This is a genomic window from Pantoea agglomerans NBRC 102470 (genome assembly GCF_001598475.1).
Classification (GTDB): Bacteria; Pseudomonadota; Gammaproteobacteria; order Enterobacterales; family Enterobacteriaceae; genus Pantoea; species Pantoea agglomerans.
In genome coordinates this window covers 93,577-109,446 of record NZ_BCZA01000002.1, presented here as the reverse complement: position 1 = coordinate 109,446, position 15,870 = coordinate 93,577, and the positions used below count along the sequence as shown (strand labels likewise).

The 15,870-nt window shown below is 54.7% G+C and carries 16 protein-coding genes, 2 tRNA genes and 2 other RNA genes; 8 read left to right on the top strand and 12 right to left on the bottom strand.

Annotation, left to right across the window (positions count from 1 at the left end; genetic code table 11):
* Nucleotides 1-285 precede the first annotated feature (285 nt).
* Both PAG01S_RS04115 and PAG01S_RS04110 read left to right on the top strand, forming a co-directional pair.
* On the top strand, nt 286-1,035 hold the full coding sequence (locus tag PAG01S_RS04115; RefSeq protein ID WP_010260609.1) for a MipA/OmpV family protein: 750 nt from the start codon (nt 286-288) through the stop codon (nt 1,033-1,035).
* Between the two features lie 72 nt (nt 1,036-1,107).
* Nucleotides 1,108-1,959, top strand: coding sequence for an aldo/keto reductase (locus PAG01S_RS04110; RefSeq protein ID WP_062757782.1), 852 nt, complete (start codon nt 1,108-1,110; stop codon nt 1,957-1,959).
* Here PAG01S_RS04110 and PAG01S_RS04105 read toward each other — a convergent pair.
* Nucleotides 1,956-2,855: a D-hexose-6-phosphate mutarotase gene (locus tag PAG01S_RS04105; protein WP_062757780.1), complete on the bottom strand. Its 900-nt coding sequence runs from the start codon at nt 2,853-2,855 to the stop codon at nt 1,956-1,958. The genes PAG01S_RS04110 and PAG01S_RS04105 overlap by 4 nt on opposite strands.
* 74 nt (nt 2,856-2,929) lie before the next feature.
* Nucleotides 2,930-3,928 (bottom strand): glyceraldehyde-3-phosphate dehydrogenase, encoded by a 999-nt coding sequence (gene gapA / locus PAG01S_RS04100; protein ID WP_003852747.1) that lies wholly within the window; start codon nt 3,926-3,928, stop codon nt 2,930-2,932.
* A 341-nt stretch (nt 3,929-4,269) separates the two neighbouring features.
* Between gapA and msrB the strand changes: the two genes are divergently transcribed.
* Both msrB and PAG01S_RS04090 read left to right on the top strand, forming a co-directional pair.
* Nucleotides 4,270-4,680 (top strand): peptide-methionine (R)-S-oxide reductase MsrB, encoded by a 411-nt coding sequence (gene msrB, locus PAG01S_RS04095; protein WP_010670269.1) that lies wholly within the window; start codon nt 4,270-4,272, stop codon nt 4,678-4,680.
* Nucleotides 4,681-4,685: 5 nt separating this feature from the next.
* The gene (locus PAG01S_RS04090; RefSeq protein ID WP_003852750.1) at nt 4,686-4,967 is read left to right on the top strand and encodes a YeaC family protein; all 282 of its coding nucleotides are present in this window, start codon (nt 4,686-4,688) and stop codon (nt 4,965-4,967) included.
* A 29-nt stretch (nt 4,968-4,996) separates the two neighbouring features.
* Here the strand turns inward: PAG01S_RS04090 and pncA are convergent, their stop codons facing one another.
* From pncA to sppA, 3 genes are all read right to left on the bottom strand, one after another.
* The gene (gene pncA / locus PAG01S_RS04085) at nt 4,997-5,605 is read right to left on the bottom strand and encodes a bifunctional nicotinamidase/pyrazinamidase (RefSeq protein ID WP_010670268.1); all 609 of its coding nucleotides are present in this window, start codon (nt 5,603-5,605) and stop codon (nt 4,997-4,999) included.
* A 16-nt stretch (nt 5,606-5,621) separates the two neighbouring features.
* Complete coding sequence (gene ansA / locus PAG01S_RS04080; RefSeq protein WP_010260629.1) at nt 5,622-6,635, bottom strand: asparaginase; 1,014 nt, start codon at nt 6,633-6,635, stop codon at nt 5,622-5,624.
* Nucleotides 6,636-6,720: 85 nt separating this feature from the next.
* Nucleotides 6,721-8,583, bottom strand: a complete 1,863-nt coding sequence (sppA, locus tag PAG01S_RS04075) for a signal peptide peptidase SppA (protein ID WP_010260631.1) — start codon at nt 8,581-8,583, stop codon at nt 6,721-6,723.
* A gap of 173 nt (nt 8,584-8,756) precedes the next feature.
* On the opposite strand from sppA, the gene PAG01S_RS04070 reads away from it, so the two are divergent.
* The 3 genes from PAG01S_RS04070 (at nt 8,757) to PAG01S_RS04060 (ending at nt 11,730) form a co-directional block, all read left to right on the top strand.
* Complete coding sequence (locus tag PAG01S_RS04070; RefSeq protein ID WP_010260634.1) at nt 8,757-9,308, top strand: NAD(P)H nitroreductase; 552 nt, start codon at nt 8,757-8,759, stop codon at nt 9,306-9,308.
* A 197-nt stretch (nt 9,309-9,505) separates the two neighbouring features.
* Nucleotides 9,506-11,422: a DNA topoisomerase III gene (locus tag PAG01S_RS04065; RefSeq protein ID WP_062757778.1), complete on the top strand. Its 1,917-nt coding sequence runs from the start codon at nt 9,506-9,508 to the stop codon at nt 11,420-11,422.
* The gene (locus PAG01S_RS04060; RefSeq protein ID WP_062757776.1) at nt 11,419-11,730 is read left to right on the top strand and encodes a DUF1496 domain-containing protein; all 312 of its coding nucleotides are present in this window, start codon (nt 11,419-11,421) and stop codon (nt 11,728-11,730) included. The genes PAG01S_RS04065 and PAG01S_RS04060 overlap by 4 nt, the downstream gene beginning before the upstream one ends.
* A 33-nt stretch (nt 11,731-11,763) precedes the next feature.
* Here the strand turns inward: PAG01S_RS04060 and xthA are convergent, their stop codons facing one another.
* From xthA to PAG01S_RS04025, 7 genes are all read right to left on the bottom strand, one after another.
* A complete protein-coding gene (gene xthA, locus PAG01S_RS04055) occupies nt 11,764-12,570 on the bottom strand; it encodes an exodeoxyribonuclease III (RefSeq protein ID WP_010260640.1) in 807 nt (268 codons plus the stop codon).
* 159 nt (nt 12,571-12,729) lie between these two features.
* Nucleotides 12,730-12,857: non-coding RNA, RtT sRNA (locus PAG01S_RS04050), on the bottom strand.
* Nucleotides 12,858-12,898: 41 nt separating this feature from the next.
* Nucleotides 12,899-13,026, bottom strand: a non-coding RNA gene (locus PAG01S_RS04045) — RtT sRNA.
* Nucleotides 13,027-13,067: 41 nt separating this feature from the next.
* Nucleotides 13,068-13,152: transfer RNA gene (locus PAG01S_RS04040), tRNA-Tyr, on the bottom strand.
* A 38-nt stretch (nt 13,153-13,190) separates the two neighbouring features.
* A tRNA-Tyr gene (locus PAG01S_RS04035) sits at nt 13,191-13,275 on the bottom strand.
* Nucleotides 13,276-13,419: 144 nt separating this feature from the next.
* A complete protein-coding gene (gene purU / locus PAG01S_RS04030; protein ID WP_003852258.1) occupies nt 13,420-14,268 on the bottom strand; it encodes a formyltetrahydrofolate deformylase in 849 nt (282 codons plus the stop codon).
* Between the two features lie 56 nt (nt 14,269-14,324).
* The gene (locus PAG01S_RS04025) at nt 14,325-14,780 is read right to left on the bottom strand and encodes a YchJ family protein (RefSeq protein WP_062757774.1); all 456 of its coding nucleotides are present in this window, start codon (nt 14,778-14,780) and stop codon (nt 14,325-14,327) included.
* A gap of 96 nt (nt 14,781-14,876) precedes the next feature.
* Here PAG01S_RS04025 and rssA point away from each other — a divergent pair, with 96 nt between their 5' ends.
* Nucleotides 14,877-15,782 (top strand): patatin-like phospholipase RssA, encoded by a 906-nt coding sequence (gene rssA / locus PAG01S_RS04020; protein ID WP_010244341.1) that lies wholly within the window; start codon nt 14,877-14,879, stop codon nt 15,780-15,782.
* Nucleotides 15,783-15,870 lie beyond the last annotated feature (88 nt).

Genomic DNA, 15,870 nt, shown 5'->3' with positions numbered 1-15,870 from the left:
TTTATGGTTACTCTGCTCGTACAAAATGTCTGCTGTTACTTCTAACTGTAGATGGCTTCTAGGAAATTTCCTCCACGGGTTTGGGTTAATGAGGGGAAGATCAACTGTACAGCGGGTCTGTTGTGAGATGCGTTCTTATGGGTGATGCTTTAACTTAACGTGTTTTTAACCTTTAATGCCACTTTCATCGATCAGTCACTTAAAGGATTTCGATATAAGTTAATCCAGCCGTGAAAAAACGTTAGACTTCCTGTTTGATTGTTATATTTATGGAATGAATAAATTGTGAACCAATTCAAATTTAAGACGCTTGTTGCACTTCTGCCCTGTTATTTACTGGCCACGCACGCGAATGCCGCACCGCTTTCCATTGGCGCATCGGTCATCTATGCCGATTCACCTTATCGCGGCGGCCAGGACCGGTATATCCCGCTTCCGGTTATCAATTACGAGGGTGAAGACTTCTGGTTCCGCAGCCTGCAGGGCGGCTACTACCTGTGGAAAGATCCTCAGAACCAGCTGTCACTGACGCTGCTGGGGTCACCGCAGGAGTACAAACCCAGCGACAACGACCTGGGCGACATGAAAGGGCTGGATAAACGCCGCATGACGCTGATGGGTGGCGCAACCTATCGTCACACCGCTGACTGGGGGATTGTCCGTACCTCATTACTGGGTGATGTGCTCAATAACAGCAACGGGATGATCTGGGACCTGACATACCTCTATCGCTTCCAGATGGGTGACTTCAGCCTGACGCCGGGCATCGGGGCCACGTGGAACAGCGCCAATCAAAACCGTTATTACTATGGGGTATCCGGGCATGAAAGCGCCCGTACCGGCATCAGCCGTTACAACCCGGATGACAGCTGGTCACCTTATGTGGAACTGAGCGCCAGCTATCAGATTGCGCCGCAGTGGAATGCCAGCGTTATGGGGCGTTATATCCGTTTCGACAGCGAAATCAAAGACAGCCCGATGATTGATAAAAGCGGGCAGGCGTTAATCTGGACGGGTGTCAGCTATACCTTCTGACAACGCACCAAAAGAGGGCATTTATTGCCCTCTGTTCTTTTACAGGGCCTCAGAATGGGGCGGGAGAGCAGAATGCGTAACACGATTAACTTTGCCGGTTTTAGCGATCTGCCGGTGATCGGTCAGGGCACCTGGTATATGGGTGAAAACCCGGCGCAGCGGGCTGATGAAGTCGCTGCATTGCAGGCGGGTCTTGAGTACGGCTTACAGCTTATCGATACTGCAGAAATGTATGCAGATGGCGGAGCTGAAGAGGTGGTCGGACAGGCACTGCTGGGCCGTCGCGACCGGGCGCTGCTGGTCTCCAAAGTTTATCCGTGGAATGCGGGCGAAGTGGATGCCATTGCAGCCTGTGAGCGCAGCCTGCGCCGTCTGCAAACCGATTATCTCGATCTCTACCTGTTGCACTGGCGCGGCAATATTCCGCTGGAAGAGACACTGCGCGCCATGGAACGCCTGCAGCAGCAGGGCAAAATTCGGCACTGGGGCGTATCGAATTTTGACACCGATGATATGGCCGAACTGTGGGATGAAGAGAAGGGCGAGGCCTGCGCGACCAATCAGGTGCTCTATCATCTGGCTTCACGCGGCATTGAATTTGATCTGCTGCCGGCATGTCAGCAGCGTGGCGTACCGGTCATGGCCTACTGTCCGCTGGCCCAGGCCGGACGGCTACGTGACTCACTCTTCACCGATCCGCAGCTGACTCAGATTGCACAGCAGAAGGGCATCAGCGTGGCGCAATTACTGCTGGCCTGGGTGATTCGTCAGCCAGGGGTGATTGCCATTCCTAAAGCCAGTTCAGTGGCCCACGTTCAGGAAAATGCGGCGGCGCTGGAGGTGAAACTGACCGATGAGGATTTGCAGCTCATCGATCGCGCCTGGCCAGCGCCACAGCATAAGTCACCGCTGGATATTGTTTAGCCGTTAACGTTATCGCTGGCTGCGGCTTTCTTTTTGAGGCGGAACGTCGTAGCCAGTCGTGCCGGTTTCTCTCCCGCGCTGCGTAACGGTTTGCTGATACGCGCCGTCTCCACACAGACCATGGTCTTATAGCCCTCATTCGCCATATCCGTCATGCTGCAGGAGAGTTCCACACCCGGATTCCACGTGACAACGTCACTATGATGATGGTGGTACACCTCGATCTGCCGCTCGCCCGCAGTATCATTAATTACTGAGCAATCTTCTGCTGCGGTAAAGATACGGTCGATGCGTCCTGGATAACGCTGTTTGCCGTCGCTGCTGGCCACCTCGCCGTTGTTGACTTTGTCGATATAGCTATTGCCCAGACCCGAGACTTCCACACCGTTGATGTCGCTGACGGTAAAGTAGCTGTGCAGAGCCGCAGTCGCTTCAAAGTCACCATAGGCTTCCAGCTCAATCTCACAATGCTGGCCCAGCCGGAAGCGGGCAATCAGGGTGAATTCATGCGGCCAGAGCTTCAGCGTCTGAGGGTTGCTCTCCAGCACCAGCGTCAGCATGACGCCCTCTTCATTTTCATCATGCGCCGTGAGCTTCCACGGCTGAACCCGCGCAAAGCCGTGTGCCGGTTCGCCCGCCGGGCCGAACCACGGCCAGCAGATCGGAACGCCGCCACGAATCGCCTTACCCGGTGCAAAGAGACTCTTATCACTCAGCCAGAGTACCGGCTTTTCGCCGCTGGGTTGCCAGGCGATGAGGTGCGCGCCCTGAAGCGTAATGGCTGCCCGCACTTTAGGGTGACTCACAACAATGGCGGGGAGTTCACCTATCTGGCGCTGGGTGAGGTAAGGGGAGATCTGCGTGACCACCGGCAGAGAAAACAGTTTATCTTGCATGTTCGATTCCTTCCTGTGCGGATCAAAAAAAGGGCGACCGAAGTCGCCCTTATTCTCAATGATGTCTGACTGCCTTATTTAGCAGAAACCAGTGCAATCAGGTCGAGAACTTTGTTTGAGTAGCCAGTTTCGTTGTCGTACCAGGAAACCAGTTTCACAAAGTTGTCGTTCAGCGCGATACCGGCTTTAGCGTCAAACACTGAAGTCAGGATTTCGCCGTTGAAGTCGGTAGAAACCACGTCATCTTCAACGTAGCCCAGAACGTCTTTCATCTCACCTTCTGCAGCCGCTTTAATTGCAGCACAGATTTCTTTGTAAGAAGCCGCTTTTTCCAGACGCACGGTCAGGTCAACAACGGAAACGTTAGGGGTTGGTACGCGGAATGCCATACCGGTCAGTTTGCCGTTCAGCTCTGGCAGAACTTTACCAACGGCTTTAGCTGCGCCAGTTGATGAAGGAATGATGTTCTGCGATGCGCCGCGGCCGCCGCGCCAGTCTTTATGAGACGGGCCATCAACGGTTTTCTGAGTAGCAGTGGTGGCGTGAACGGTCGTCATCAGACCTTCAACGATGCCAAACTTGTCGTTGATCACTTTTGCCAGCGGTGCCAGGCAGTTAGTGGTACAGGATGCGTTAGACACGATATCCTGGCCATCATATTTGTCGAAGTTTGCACCACGAACAAACATTGGGGTGTCATCTTTAGATGGACCGGTCAGAACGACTTTCTTAGCACCTGCGGTGATGTGTTTACGCGCGGTTTCGTCGGTCAGGAAGATACCGGTTGCTTCAGCAACAACGTCAACGCCTACTTCATCCCACTTCAGGTTGGCCGGATCACGTTCAGCGGTAACACGGATTTTTTTACCGTTAACCACCAGTGCGCCATCCTGAACTTCTACTGTGCCGTCGAAACGACCGTGAGTAGAGTCATACTTCAGCATGTACGCCATGTAATCCGCGTCCAGCAGGTCGTTGATAGCAACGATTTCGATGTCAGAACGCTTTTGAGCAGCACGGAAAACGATGCGACCGATACGGCCGAAACCGTTGATACCTACTTTGATAGTCATATATTCCACCAGCTATTGGTTAGTGAATAAAAGGTTGCCTGTAAAATTACAAAAACCTTACCAGGCGTCAAGCGGAATCGTGTCAATTGTTGCGACAAATCAATTCGCCTGAGAGGAATTATTCGATGCGCAACCGCTTGCGCGCCGCCAATGATATCGCGCTTCGTTGAATCAATCGCCGAATATATAGGGATGCTCCGGATAAAAGGTGATCGATGTCACAAATCCGCTTAGCAGAGAGCAGGCTGAAAGGGTGAGCACAAAAAAAGACCCGGGTTATGTTGATCATTTGTTAGAATAATAGTCGAATTTTTCAGAATGGCACTGCCCGGAATCCTAAAATGGCTAAAGACACCGCACCCGAAGCAAAAATTGCACAGTTGACCGAAATGCAACGCTACGTCACTCAGCAACGCGGAACGGAACCGCCTTACAGCGGCGCACTGCTGCACAACAAGCAGGAAGGGATCTACCACTGTCTGATCTGTGAGGCGCCACTTTTTCTCTCTGAGACGAAGTATGACTCTGGCTGTGGCTGGCCCAGTTTCTACCAGCCGGTCAGTGATGATGCGATTCGCTATATTGAAGATGATTCACACGGTATGCAGCGTATTGAGATCCGCTGTGGCAGCTGCGATGCGCACCTGGGACATGTCTTCCCTGACGGCCCGCAGCCGACCGGCGAACGCTATTGTGTTAACTCCGCCTCGCTGAATTTCACCGACGAGCAGGGCGAACAGACCAAAGGGTAAAGGCGATGAAGGAACAGCTTGAAGCAATGCTTGCATCGATGACGCCTGAAGTCTATCAGCGTCTTGCCACGGCGGTTGAGATTGGTAAGTGGCCGGATGGCGTGGCACTGACTCAGGAGCAGCGCGACAATTGCCTGCAGCTGGTCATGATGTGGCAGGCGCGGCACAACGACGCGCCCCAGCACATGACCATCGGCAAAGGTGGCGAAATGGTGATGAAGTCGAAAAAAGAGCTCAAAGAAGAGTTTGGAATTGACCCTGACGTGACCCGCATCCATCTGCATTAAAAAAAAGCTGGCGTCATGCCAGCTCCATTTTAAATCAGAATCGCGCCCTGAGCGGTCATCTGGGCAAAGGCAATTTCGCTGTCCTCGGGATTCAGATTGACGCCCCGGCAGCCCTCTTTAACCACCTCAACGTGATAACCCAGCTCCAGCGCATCCAGCACGCTATATTTTACGCAGTAATCCGTCGCCAGTCCCAGCATCACCAGATGGGTGATCCCACGCTCACGCAGCCAGCTGTCCAGCTCGGTCTTACGGCGATGGCCATTGTCAAAAAAGGCGCTATAGCTGTCGACATCCTGATCCTGGCCCTTATGGAACGTCGCATCGAACAGTGAGCGATCGAGACCCGGATGAAAATCAGCGCCAGTCGAGCCCTGAATGCCGTGATCGGGCCACCAGATCTGGGCCAGACCATTTAACTCGCCCAGCGTGTAGACCGGCTCGCCGGAAACCGAGGCAAAGCTGCCGTGATTCGCCGGATGCCAGTCCTGCAGTGCCAGTACGCATTCACCGTTTTCACGGAACAGTCGCGCATAACGATTTGCCACCTCGACCGTATGGTCGCCCTCATGGACTGCCATCGGGCCGCCGGGGCAAAAATCGTTCTGAATATCAATAATGATGAGTGCCCGCTTCATTACATATCGCTCCGTTTCAGTCTTCAGTCAGTTCGCCGCGCAAATTCTGCTGCATTCTGGCTCGAATTTGATCGGCCGAAAGATCCTGGCTGAGTAAAAAGTGTAGCTTTGTCAGCGCCGCTTCCACGGTGAGGTCAAATCCGCTGATGACACCAGCATGTTCCAGCGCATTGCCGGTAGCGTATCCGCCCATATTCACTTTGCCGGAAATACACTGGGTGAGGTTTACCACCACGATGCCACGCTCGCTGGCCTGCTGCAATTCTGCCAGAAATTCCTTGTTCTGCGGTGCATTACCCACACCATAGGAGCGCAGGATCAATGCTTTGACTGGCTGACGCAGAAAGTTACGTACAACGTCGGCTGAAATGCCGGGATAGATGGTGACCACGCCAATGGGCTGAGGCGTAATGGTGTGAACCTTCAGTTCGCCCTGACCGGCTGGGGCTGGCGGTGTATTGAGGCGACGAATATGAATGCCCGCTTCCAGCAGCGCAGAGAGGTTGGGCGAAGCAAAGGCGTTGAAGCCGTCTGCATGTGCCTTGGTGGTCCGGTTACCGCGATAGAGCGTGTTATTGAAAAACAGCGACACTTCGCTGATCGGATAGTTGGCCGCCACATAGAGCGAATTTAAGAGATTCTGCTGACCATCTGAACGTAATTCCGCTAACGGAATCTGCGAGCCCGTGACGATAACCGGCTTGGCCAGATTTTCCAGCATAAAGGAGAGTGCTGAGGCGGTAAATGCCATGGTGTCAGTGCCATGCAGGATCACAAAACCATCATAGCGATCGTAGTTCTGACGGATATCTTCTGCGATAGACTGCCAGTCCTGCGGGGTCATGTCGGAAGAGTCGATCAGCGGCTGATACTCATGAATAGTGAAATCAGGCATCTCAGGGCGGTGGAACTCCGGCATGTTAGCCAGCTGTTGCTGCAGGTGTCCGGAGACCGGAATATAACCCTGCGCCGAACGCTGCATACCGATCGTCCCGCCGGTGTAGGCTACGTAGATGTTTTTCTTTTGCATTAGAGAACTCAGACTCGCCATAAAACGCGCAGTATAAGGGGAATAGCGGGGAAAAGCAGCCCGACCAGCGGCCGGGCTGCGAGGTTTATCGCACTTCGCCGCAGTTCAGGCAGAATGCATAACGGTTCTGAGGATCGTTCTGCTTGTCGAACAGACCAGGCTGGGCTTTCATAGCACTCATCACATCCAGCATCGGTGCTGGCAGCCAGGCTTTCAGCGTATCAGGCAGGACAGCCTGCACCGACGCGTTCATCTGGCTCAGCATCATATCCAGGAAGCTCGGGTCATCCTGATACCAGCTCAGCTGCGGATTACTGACTTTCGCCAGCTCGCCCGCCTTCTTCACGGCATCATCGAAGTCACCCAGTGCATCAACCAGACCATTGGCTTTCGCATCGCTGCCGGTCCAGACGTGGCCCTGTGCAATGGCATCAATCTGCTCTGGCGTTTTATGACGTGACTTCGCCACCAGACCGACAAAGTTGCGGTAGCCATTTTCGATGGTCAGCTGCATCAGTTGCTGAACTTCCGTTGGCAGCGCTTTGGTGGTTGAGATATCCGCCAGCGGTGAGGTCGCAACACCGTCGGTGTGCACGCCAATACTGTCCAGGCTGTTCTCCAGCGTATTGATCACGCCGAAGATGCCAATCGAGCCAGTCAGCGTGCTGGGGTTCGCCACAATGTAGCTGGCAGGGGTTGAGATCCAGTAACCGCCAGACGCCGCCATGCCTCCCATCGAGACCACAATCGGCTTACCGGCCGCCTGCGCTGCCGCCAGCTCTTCACGAATCGCTTCCGAGGCGGTGACGCTGCCACCCGGGCTGTTCACCCGCAGAATAATCGCTTTGATTTTCGGATCGAGACGCGCATCGCGGATCTGCGCCGCCGTCGTGTCGCCACCGACGTTGCCCGGCGTCTCTTCACCATCCATGATGGCACCGCTGGCCATGACTACCGCGATGTTGCCATCCTGCTGCGTGGAGGTGGTTTTCACGCTGTAGTCATAGATGCTGACGCTACGGTAATCGTTGCTCTGCTTATCCAGACCAAAGGTTTTTACCAGCTCCTGATCGGCTGCCGCACGTGAACCCAGGGCATCGACCAGCTTGTTATCCAGCGCATATTGCGCGGTATCGCCTTTAACGGCGTTTAATCCGGCAATAATCGCAGCAGCACCGGGGAAGAGTTGCTCCGGCGTAATCTGGCGGTTCGCTGCCACGGTGTTCAGGTAGTTCTGCCACAGCTGACCGACCCAGCGGCTGTCAGCATCCCGTGCGGCAGGGGACATGTCGTCACGCAGGAAGGGCTCAACCGCTGATTTGTAGGTCCCGACACGGAAGACGTGTGAGGTGACTTTCAGCTTCTCCAGCAGGGTTTTGTAATAGAGTCCGTTGGTGGCGAAACCATGCAGATCTACGGTGCCCTGTGGCGACAGATAGATTTTGGTGGCGTAGCTGGCAAGGTAATACTGCGCCTGGCTGTAGCTGTCGCCGAGTGCATAAATCGGCTTGCCGCTGTCGCGGAATTCGCGCAGCGCTTTACCCACATATTGCAGTGAAGGCTGATCGCCACCGGCAAATTCGCGTAAATCGAGCACCATGCCTTTAATGTTGCTGTCATCTTTTGCCTGACGAATAGCGTCGACCACATCAAACAGCGAATTTTCCTGTAAGCGGTCACTGCTGGCACCCAGCAGCTGGCGGCCAATTTTGCTCAGACGATTGCTTACCGACGGTTTATCCACCAGCACGCCGCTGAGATCCACTTTCAGTGCGCCTTGCTGAATCGGCGCTGAACTGCCGCCCGACCCGCTGACCTGCAGCCAGATCCCTACACCCACCACAATCAACAAAATCAGGAAAATATTCAGAATAAATTCCCTGATAAAATTCAGTACCCGCCAGCTCCAGCGGAACAGACCTGCAATTATTCGCCACAATGTGCGCATCAGACTCTCCATAAATATGTAGCAGGAAGTGGCCGCCGCGCGGACCAGACTTCCCCGACGAGCTCATCCTAAAGAGCAGCGTGTTAAAAGTCAGCAGGAAATCACTGCGCACTGTTACAAAAAATCTGCCTGTGCCAGGATAACTGCAACATTACAGAGATCGGGAGAGAAACATGGACGCACTGGAGTTACTGGTCAACCGACGTTCGGCCTCACGCCTGACTGAGCCGGCACCTGCGGGTGACGCACTGGAAAATATCCTGCGGGCTGGCATGCGCGCCCCGGATCACGGCACGCTGCAACCCTGGCGCTTTATCATTGTGGAAAATGAGGGGCGCGACCGGCTGAGCCAGCTGCTGGAGCAGGCAGCACGCGATAAACAGCTGGATGAAAAAGCGATTAACAAAGCGAGCCAGTCACCGTTTCGCGCACCGATGATCATTACGGTGGTGGCACATTGTGAAGCGCACCACAAAGTGCCGCGCTGGGAGCAGATCGCCTCGGCAAGCTGTGCAGTGATGGCCATGCAGATGGCGGCCGTCGCTCAGGGTTACAACGGTATCTGGCGCAGTGGTCCCTGGACCGATGACGAGCAGGTACGCCAGGGGTTTGGCTGCCGCGAACAGGATGCCATCGTCGGCTTTCTCTATCTGGGCACCCCGCAACTGAAATCCAGCACTACGGTGCTCCCACCTGACACGGCGCCTTTCGTCCGTTACTTCTGACTACAATGCTTGTCCGGTTCCGGCAGGGTGCATTTCAGCCCTGCTTTTTGCACGGTTCCTGTGCGAACGATCGCTAACGCCGCGCATCACACTTACGCCAGCGGGCCTGCCAGGCTAACATAGCCCCAGTATTCAAACCGACAGCGGACAACCGGTTATCACTGCGTTCCCCCTGATGTTAAGGATTACCTGATTCAATGCGTTTGTTTATTGCGGAAAAACCGAGCCTGGGGCGTGCTATCGCAGATGTGCTGCCGAAACCGCGTCGACGTGGTGATGGATTCATTGCCTGCGGCAACGATCAGATCGTCACCTGGTGTGTAGGCCATCTTCTGGAGCAGGCGCAACCCGACAGTTATGACAGCCGTTATGCGCGCTGGTCGCTGGCGGATTTACCCATCATTCCGGAAAAATGGCAGCTAAAGCCGCGTCCCTCGGTCGCTAAGCAACTGAAAGTGGTTGAGGGCTTGCTGGCGCAGGCGAATGAAGTGGTGCATGCCGGTGACCCGGATCGGGAAGGGCAGTTGCTGGTGGATGAGGTGCTCGACTACCTGAACCTGCCGGCTGAAAAACGCAGCAAGGTGCAGCGTTGTCTGATTAACGACCTCAATCCTCAGGCGGTGGATCGGGCAGTGAACCGCCTGCGTGAAAATCGCGAGTTTATTCCGTTGTGCGTCTCGGCGCTGGCCCGCGCCCGGGCGGACTGGCTCTATGGCATTAACATGACCCGCGCCTGGACGCTGCTGGGACGCAATGCAGGCTATGATGGCGTACTGTCGGTGGGCCGGGTGCAGACGCCGGTGCTTGGGCTGGTGGTCCGGCGCGATGAAGAGATCGAAAACTTCGTGCCGAAAGATTACTTCGAAGTGAAGGCGCACATCCTCACGCCCGACGGCGCCCGATTTATCGCCAGCTGGATCCCCAGTGAAGCCTGTGAACCATGGCAGGATGAAGAGGGCCGCCTGCTCAAACGCGCCCTGGCCGAGCATGTGGTGGCGCGTATTACGGGCCAGCCAGCGATCGTCACTGCTTACAGTGATAAGCGCGAAAATGAGGTGGCGCCGCTGCCCTTTTCCTTATCCAGCCTGCAGATCGAGGCCGCTAAACGTTACGGGCTGAGTGCGCAGACGGTGCTGGATACCTGCCAGCGGCTTTACGAAACCCACAAACTGATTACCTATCCCCGTTCGGACAGCCGCTATCTGCCTGAAGAGCATTTTGCCGGTCGTCATGCGGTGTTAAAGGCGATACAGGCGCATCAGTCACAGCTGACCCCACCGGCAGATTTCGATGCCGATCGCAGAAATCGCTGCTGGGATGATAAAAAAGTGGATGCCCACCACGCCATTATTCCAACGGCCCGTGCCAGCGCGGTGAAGCTCAGTGAAAACGAGCAGCATATCTATGAACTGGTAGCGCGCCAGTATCTGATGCAGTTCTGCCCGGATGCGGTATTCCGCAAATGTGTCATCGATCTTGATATTGCTGGCGGAAAATTCGTGGCGAAAGCGCGCTTCCTGGCGGAAGCGGGCTGGCGTGCGCTGCTGGGCAACAAAGAGCGTGATGAAGAGAACGACGGCATGCCGTTGCCGGTGGTAGCGAAAGGGGATGAGCTGCTGTGTGAGCGCGGAGAGGTGCTGGCGAAGCAAACCCAGCCGCCACGCCCGTTTACCGATGCCACCATTCTTTCTGCAATGACCGGCATTGCCCGTTTCGTTCAGGATAAAGAATTAAAGAAAGTACTGCGTGCGACCGATGGTTTAGGAACGGAAGCCACACGCGCCGGCATTATCGAATTACTGTTTCGTCGTGGCTTCCTGGTGAAGAAGGGCCGCTATATCAATTCTACAGATGCCGGACGCGCCCTGATTCACTCCCTGCCCGATCTGGCAGCACGCCCGGATATGACGGCGCAGTGGGAATCGACACTGACGCGTATCAGCGAAAAGGCCTGCCGTTATGATGAATTCATGCAGCCGCTGGTGCAGACCTTAACCGGTCTGATCCAGCAGGCGCGACAGCAGCCTGCGGCGCATGCATTTCGGGGATTACCGTCCACCGGACAGAAACGTCCGGTGCGCAAAACCAGGCGTAAAGTGAAGGAGACGGAATGAGGCGTTATTCAGTATTACTGCTCGTGGCCCTGTCGCTGGCGACCAGCGTGGCGCAGGCCAACAGTCGTTATCAGTCGATGCCACAGCAGGGCAGCAACGGTGGCAACACCGATGTCGTGGTGGATATGCCACCCGAAGCATGGACACAGGCAGAGAGACGTCAGCCAGACTGTCTCCGCTGCTGTATCTTTGAGAACCGTAACTACACGGAAGGCGCGGTGGTGAAATCAGAGGGGGTGTTGCTGCAATGTGCCCGTGATGAACACTCCATCGGCACCAATAACCTGATCTGGAAAATAGTGAAATAGCCGTCGCGTGGCGCTCTGCCACGCGACCGTCAGTTAAAAGCGGAAGGTTGACCAGATGGGTGCGTGGTCAGACGGTTTTTCCATGCCCCGGATCTCATAATCAATGCCGGTCTCAACGCAGTGCGACGCCAGGGTTTTGCTCGCCAGCACCAGATCGATGCGTAACCCGCGATTATCATCAAACCCTTTCGAACGGTAATCGAACCAGGAGAAGCGATCCGCCACCTCCGGATTGTGCTCACGCCAGGTATCAACCAGTCCCCAGCCCAGCAGGCGGTCCATCCACTCGCGCTCTTCCGGCAGGAAGGAGCATTTGCCGGTGCGCAGCCAGCGCTTGCGGCTCTCCTCACCAATACCAATATCCCGATCGGTGCTGCTGATATTCATGTCGCCCATAATCAGAACCGGCTTATCAGCAGGCAGATCCTCGGTCAGCAGACGTTGCAGATCGCGATAGAATTTCTCTTTAGCCGGAAACTTGGTGGGATGGTCGCGGCTCTCGCCCTGCGGAAAATAGCCGTTAATTACCGTGATGTCGCCAATAGGGCTGGGAAGTTCCGCGATGATCAGGCGGCGCTGGGATTCTTCGTCATCACCCGGGAAACCCCGGCTCACTGACACTGGCTCAGCTTTGGTTAACAGGGCAACGCCGTAGTGACCTTTCTGTCCATGATAGAAGACGTGATAGCCGAGCTTTGACACCTCTTCCAGCGGGAACATGTCGTCATGGACCTTGGTTTCCTGCAGACCGATAACATCGGGCTGATGCTGTTCGACAAGTGCCTGAAGCTGATGCGGGCGGGCACGCAACCCATTGATGTTAAATGAAACAAATTTCATGAGATCGACCGTTGTTCAGAAATGTCAGGCGGAGATGGTAGCGATTTTTGCTGAAAAAGTCATGGCGGAACAGGCTGAGATTGTGTGAAAGCGGGCAGGAGTGTGGGGGCGAACAGGAAGCTTAGGTATTATTTTGGGGATGATGTGCAACATGCGAGATGGTGGTGGGAGAAGGATTATTCGGCGCGTTGCGACTCACCCTGCGGGCCGCGCTGAAGCGCGTTGTCTCGCGATGCTCGACCCGAACCTTAATCGAAGGTTCTCATCCCTCTCCCCGCAGAACAGGAAGCTTAGGTATTATTTGGGGGATGGTGTGCAACATACGAGATGGTGGTGGGAGAAGGATTATTCGGCGCGTTGCGCCTCACCCAGCGGGCCGCGCTGAAGCGCGTTGTCTCGCGATGCTCGACCCGAACCTTAATCGAAGGTTCTCATCCCTCTCCCCGCAGAACAGGAAGATTAGGTATTATTTGGGGGATGGTGTGCAACATGCGAGATGGTGGTGGGAGAAGGATTCGAACCTTCGAAGTCTGTGACGGCAGATTTACAGTCTGCTCCCTTTGGCCGCTCGGGAATCCCACCTGGGATAGTGATGTGGCTTAAGATGATTCAGATTCAGATGGTGGTGGGAGAAGGATTCGAACCTTCGAAGTCTGTGACGGCAGATTTACAGTCTGCTCCCTTTGGCCGCTCGGGAATCCCACCATGGCCTGAATCTTTCTCTCTTAAAGCGGGGCGCATCATACCAAATGCGATAAGGGTGTAAAGCGCCCACTGGCAAAACCGCAACTGTTTGCCCACTTTTTACGCGTAGCGCTGAATCTGCAGACAATTCAGCGCACTGGCTGATTAAAGAATAATCGTGCGGTTGCCGTAAACGAACACGCGCTGACCCAGCACTTTGTAAAGTGCGTTGCTCAGGACATTCTTTTCTACGTCGCGACCGGCGCGCATCATCTCATCGGCGGTGTAGCTGTGATCAACGTTTATCACATCCTGCATGATGATTGGGCCTTCATCGAGATTGTCATTCACATAGTGCGCGGTGGCACCGATGATCTTCACGCCACGTTCATAAGCCTGATGATAGGGACGGGCACCGATAAAGGCGGGCAGGAAGGAGTGGTGAATATTGATAATCTGGTTCGGATAACGCTGCACAAAAGCAGGCGTCAGGACGCGCATATATTTCGCCAGCACCACGTAATCGGGCTGATAGCGGTCAATCTCTTCCACCATGCGGTTATCGTGCTCTTCCCGCGTCAGTCCCTCATGGCTCACCAGCACAAAGGGAATGTCAAAACGCTCAACCAGCGAACGCAGGGTGTCGTGGTTACCCACTACCGCCGCAATTTCCATATCCAGGCCGCCAAACGCGCTCTTCATTAACAGATCGCCCAGGCAATGCGCCTCTTTAGTGACCAGAATCACCACGCGGCGACGACCGGCGCTGTGCAGTTCCCGGACTGAACCCTGGGGCAGGGCGCTGTCGAGGTCGGCGAGCAGGGTGTTGTCGTTGAAGATCCCTTCCAGTTCGGTACGCATGAAAAAACGCCCGGTGCGATGATCAACAAACTCATTGTTCTGCACGATATTAAGTTCGTGCTTGTAACAAATATTGGTGATTTTGGCGATCAGACCTTTTGCATCGGGACAAATGGTTCGTAAAACTTTTCTTTGCATGGTTTGCGCTTGCATCTCAATCAGAGTCCTGTCAAAGCATTAGGGGTAAAACCGCTGGGGTAGCCGTCAGCTTAACCACAACATTTTTTGTATTTTTTTTCACTGCCGCACGGGCAGCGATCGTTACGCCCCACGGGCGGTGCTGTACCGTCAACATAGTACCAGCGTTGATCCTCGCGAAGAAAGCGTGAACATTCATGGATGGCCTGAATGTTGGTTTTCTCGCGGTATCGCGCAAAAAAGGTAACGAAAGCTTCGTTCTCATGGCTTCCATGATTACAACGGGTTACATTCAGGCTGAGCCAGTCGGTTCCTGGAAAACTTTCAGATAAAAGCCCTGACAGCGCCGGATGACGCTTATCAGGATGCCAGGTCGCAACCAGATAGTCCGCATTATGCTGCACATAAGCGCAATAACGGGATCGCATAAGTTGTTCAGCTGTAACAGGAATCTGGTTACCCTGAAGAAAGGGCTCGCAACATACGCTATACTGCTCTCCGCTACAACATGGGCAGGTTTCTGACACATTATCTCCCGGGAATGATGGGTCGGTTTTACAAGCGCGCTATGTTAGCTGACCCCGTGTTGTGATGCTACGTATTGACGGCAGGACCAGACAGAAATGAGAAAGGTAAAAATTGGATTGGCTCTGGGTTCTGGAGCGGCCAAAGGATGGGCGCATATCGGCGTGATCAACGCGCTGGAGCGTGCAGGTATTGAGATCGACGTCGTTGCGGGCTGCTCTGTCGGGGCATTAGTCGGATCTGCCTATGTGAATAACCGCCTGCCGCTGATGGAAAAATGGGTCAGTGCATTTCGCTACTGGGATGTTATTCGCCTGATGGATGTCTCCTGGCAGCGTGGCGGACTGCTGCGCGGTGAGCGGGTCTTTAGCCATGTTCGTCAGCTGATCCCCAATGACACGATAGAGCACTGTCATAAACCCTTTGGCGTGGTGGCGACTAACCTCAGTACCGGTCGTGAACTCTGGCTGACAGAGGGCGATCTGCATCAGGCAGTACGCGCTTCATGCAGTATGCCAGGTTTATTACCGCCGGTGGGCTACAATGGGTATTGGCTGGTGGATGGTGCCGTAGTCAACCCGGTGCCGATTTCACTTACCCGTGCCCTGGGGGCAGACATTGTTATCGCCGTTGACTTGCAGCATGACGCGCATTTAATGCAGCAGGATCTCTTTTCCGTGACACCACAGAATAGCGAAGAAGAAGCCGCCGCAGCGGCATTGAGTTGGGGTGGGAAGCTGCGTCAGCGTCTGGTGAATTTCAGCCAGCGCCGTGCGTCTCAGTCACCTGGCGCGATGGAGATTATGTCCACCTCTATCCAGGTGCTGGAAAATCGCCTGAAGCGGAATCGCATGGCAGGCGATCCGCCCGATGTTTTGATTCAGCCGGTTTGTCCGCAAATTTCGACGCTGGACTTTCATCGTGCTGAGGAAGCCATTGAAGCAGGCAAGGCCGCCGTAGAGAAGAAAATGGATGAACTATTACCACTGGTCCGTGGCAGATAATCAGGTTGTTCATTCAAAGCGGTGACTTCAGCCAATTCTTAAAGGCGCAACTGCGTTTTATGAACCACTATTGAAATATCTGGTACGC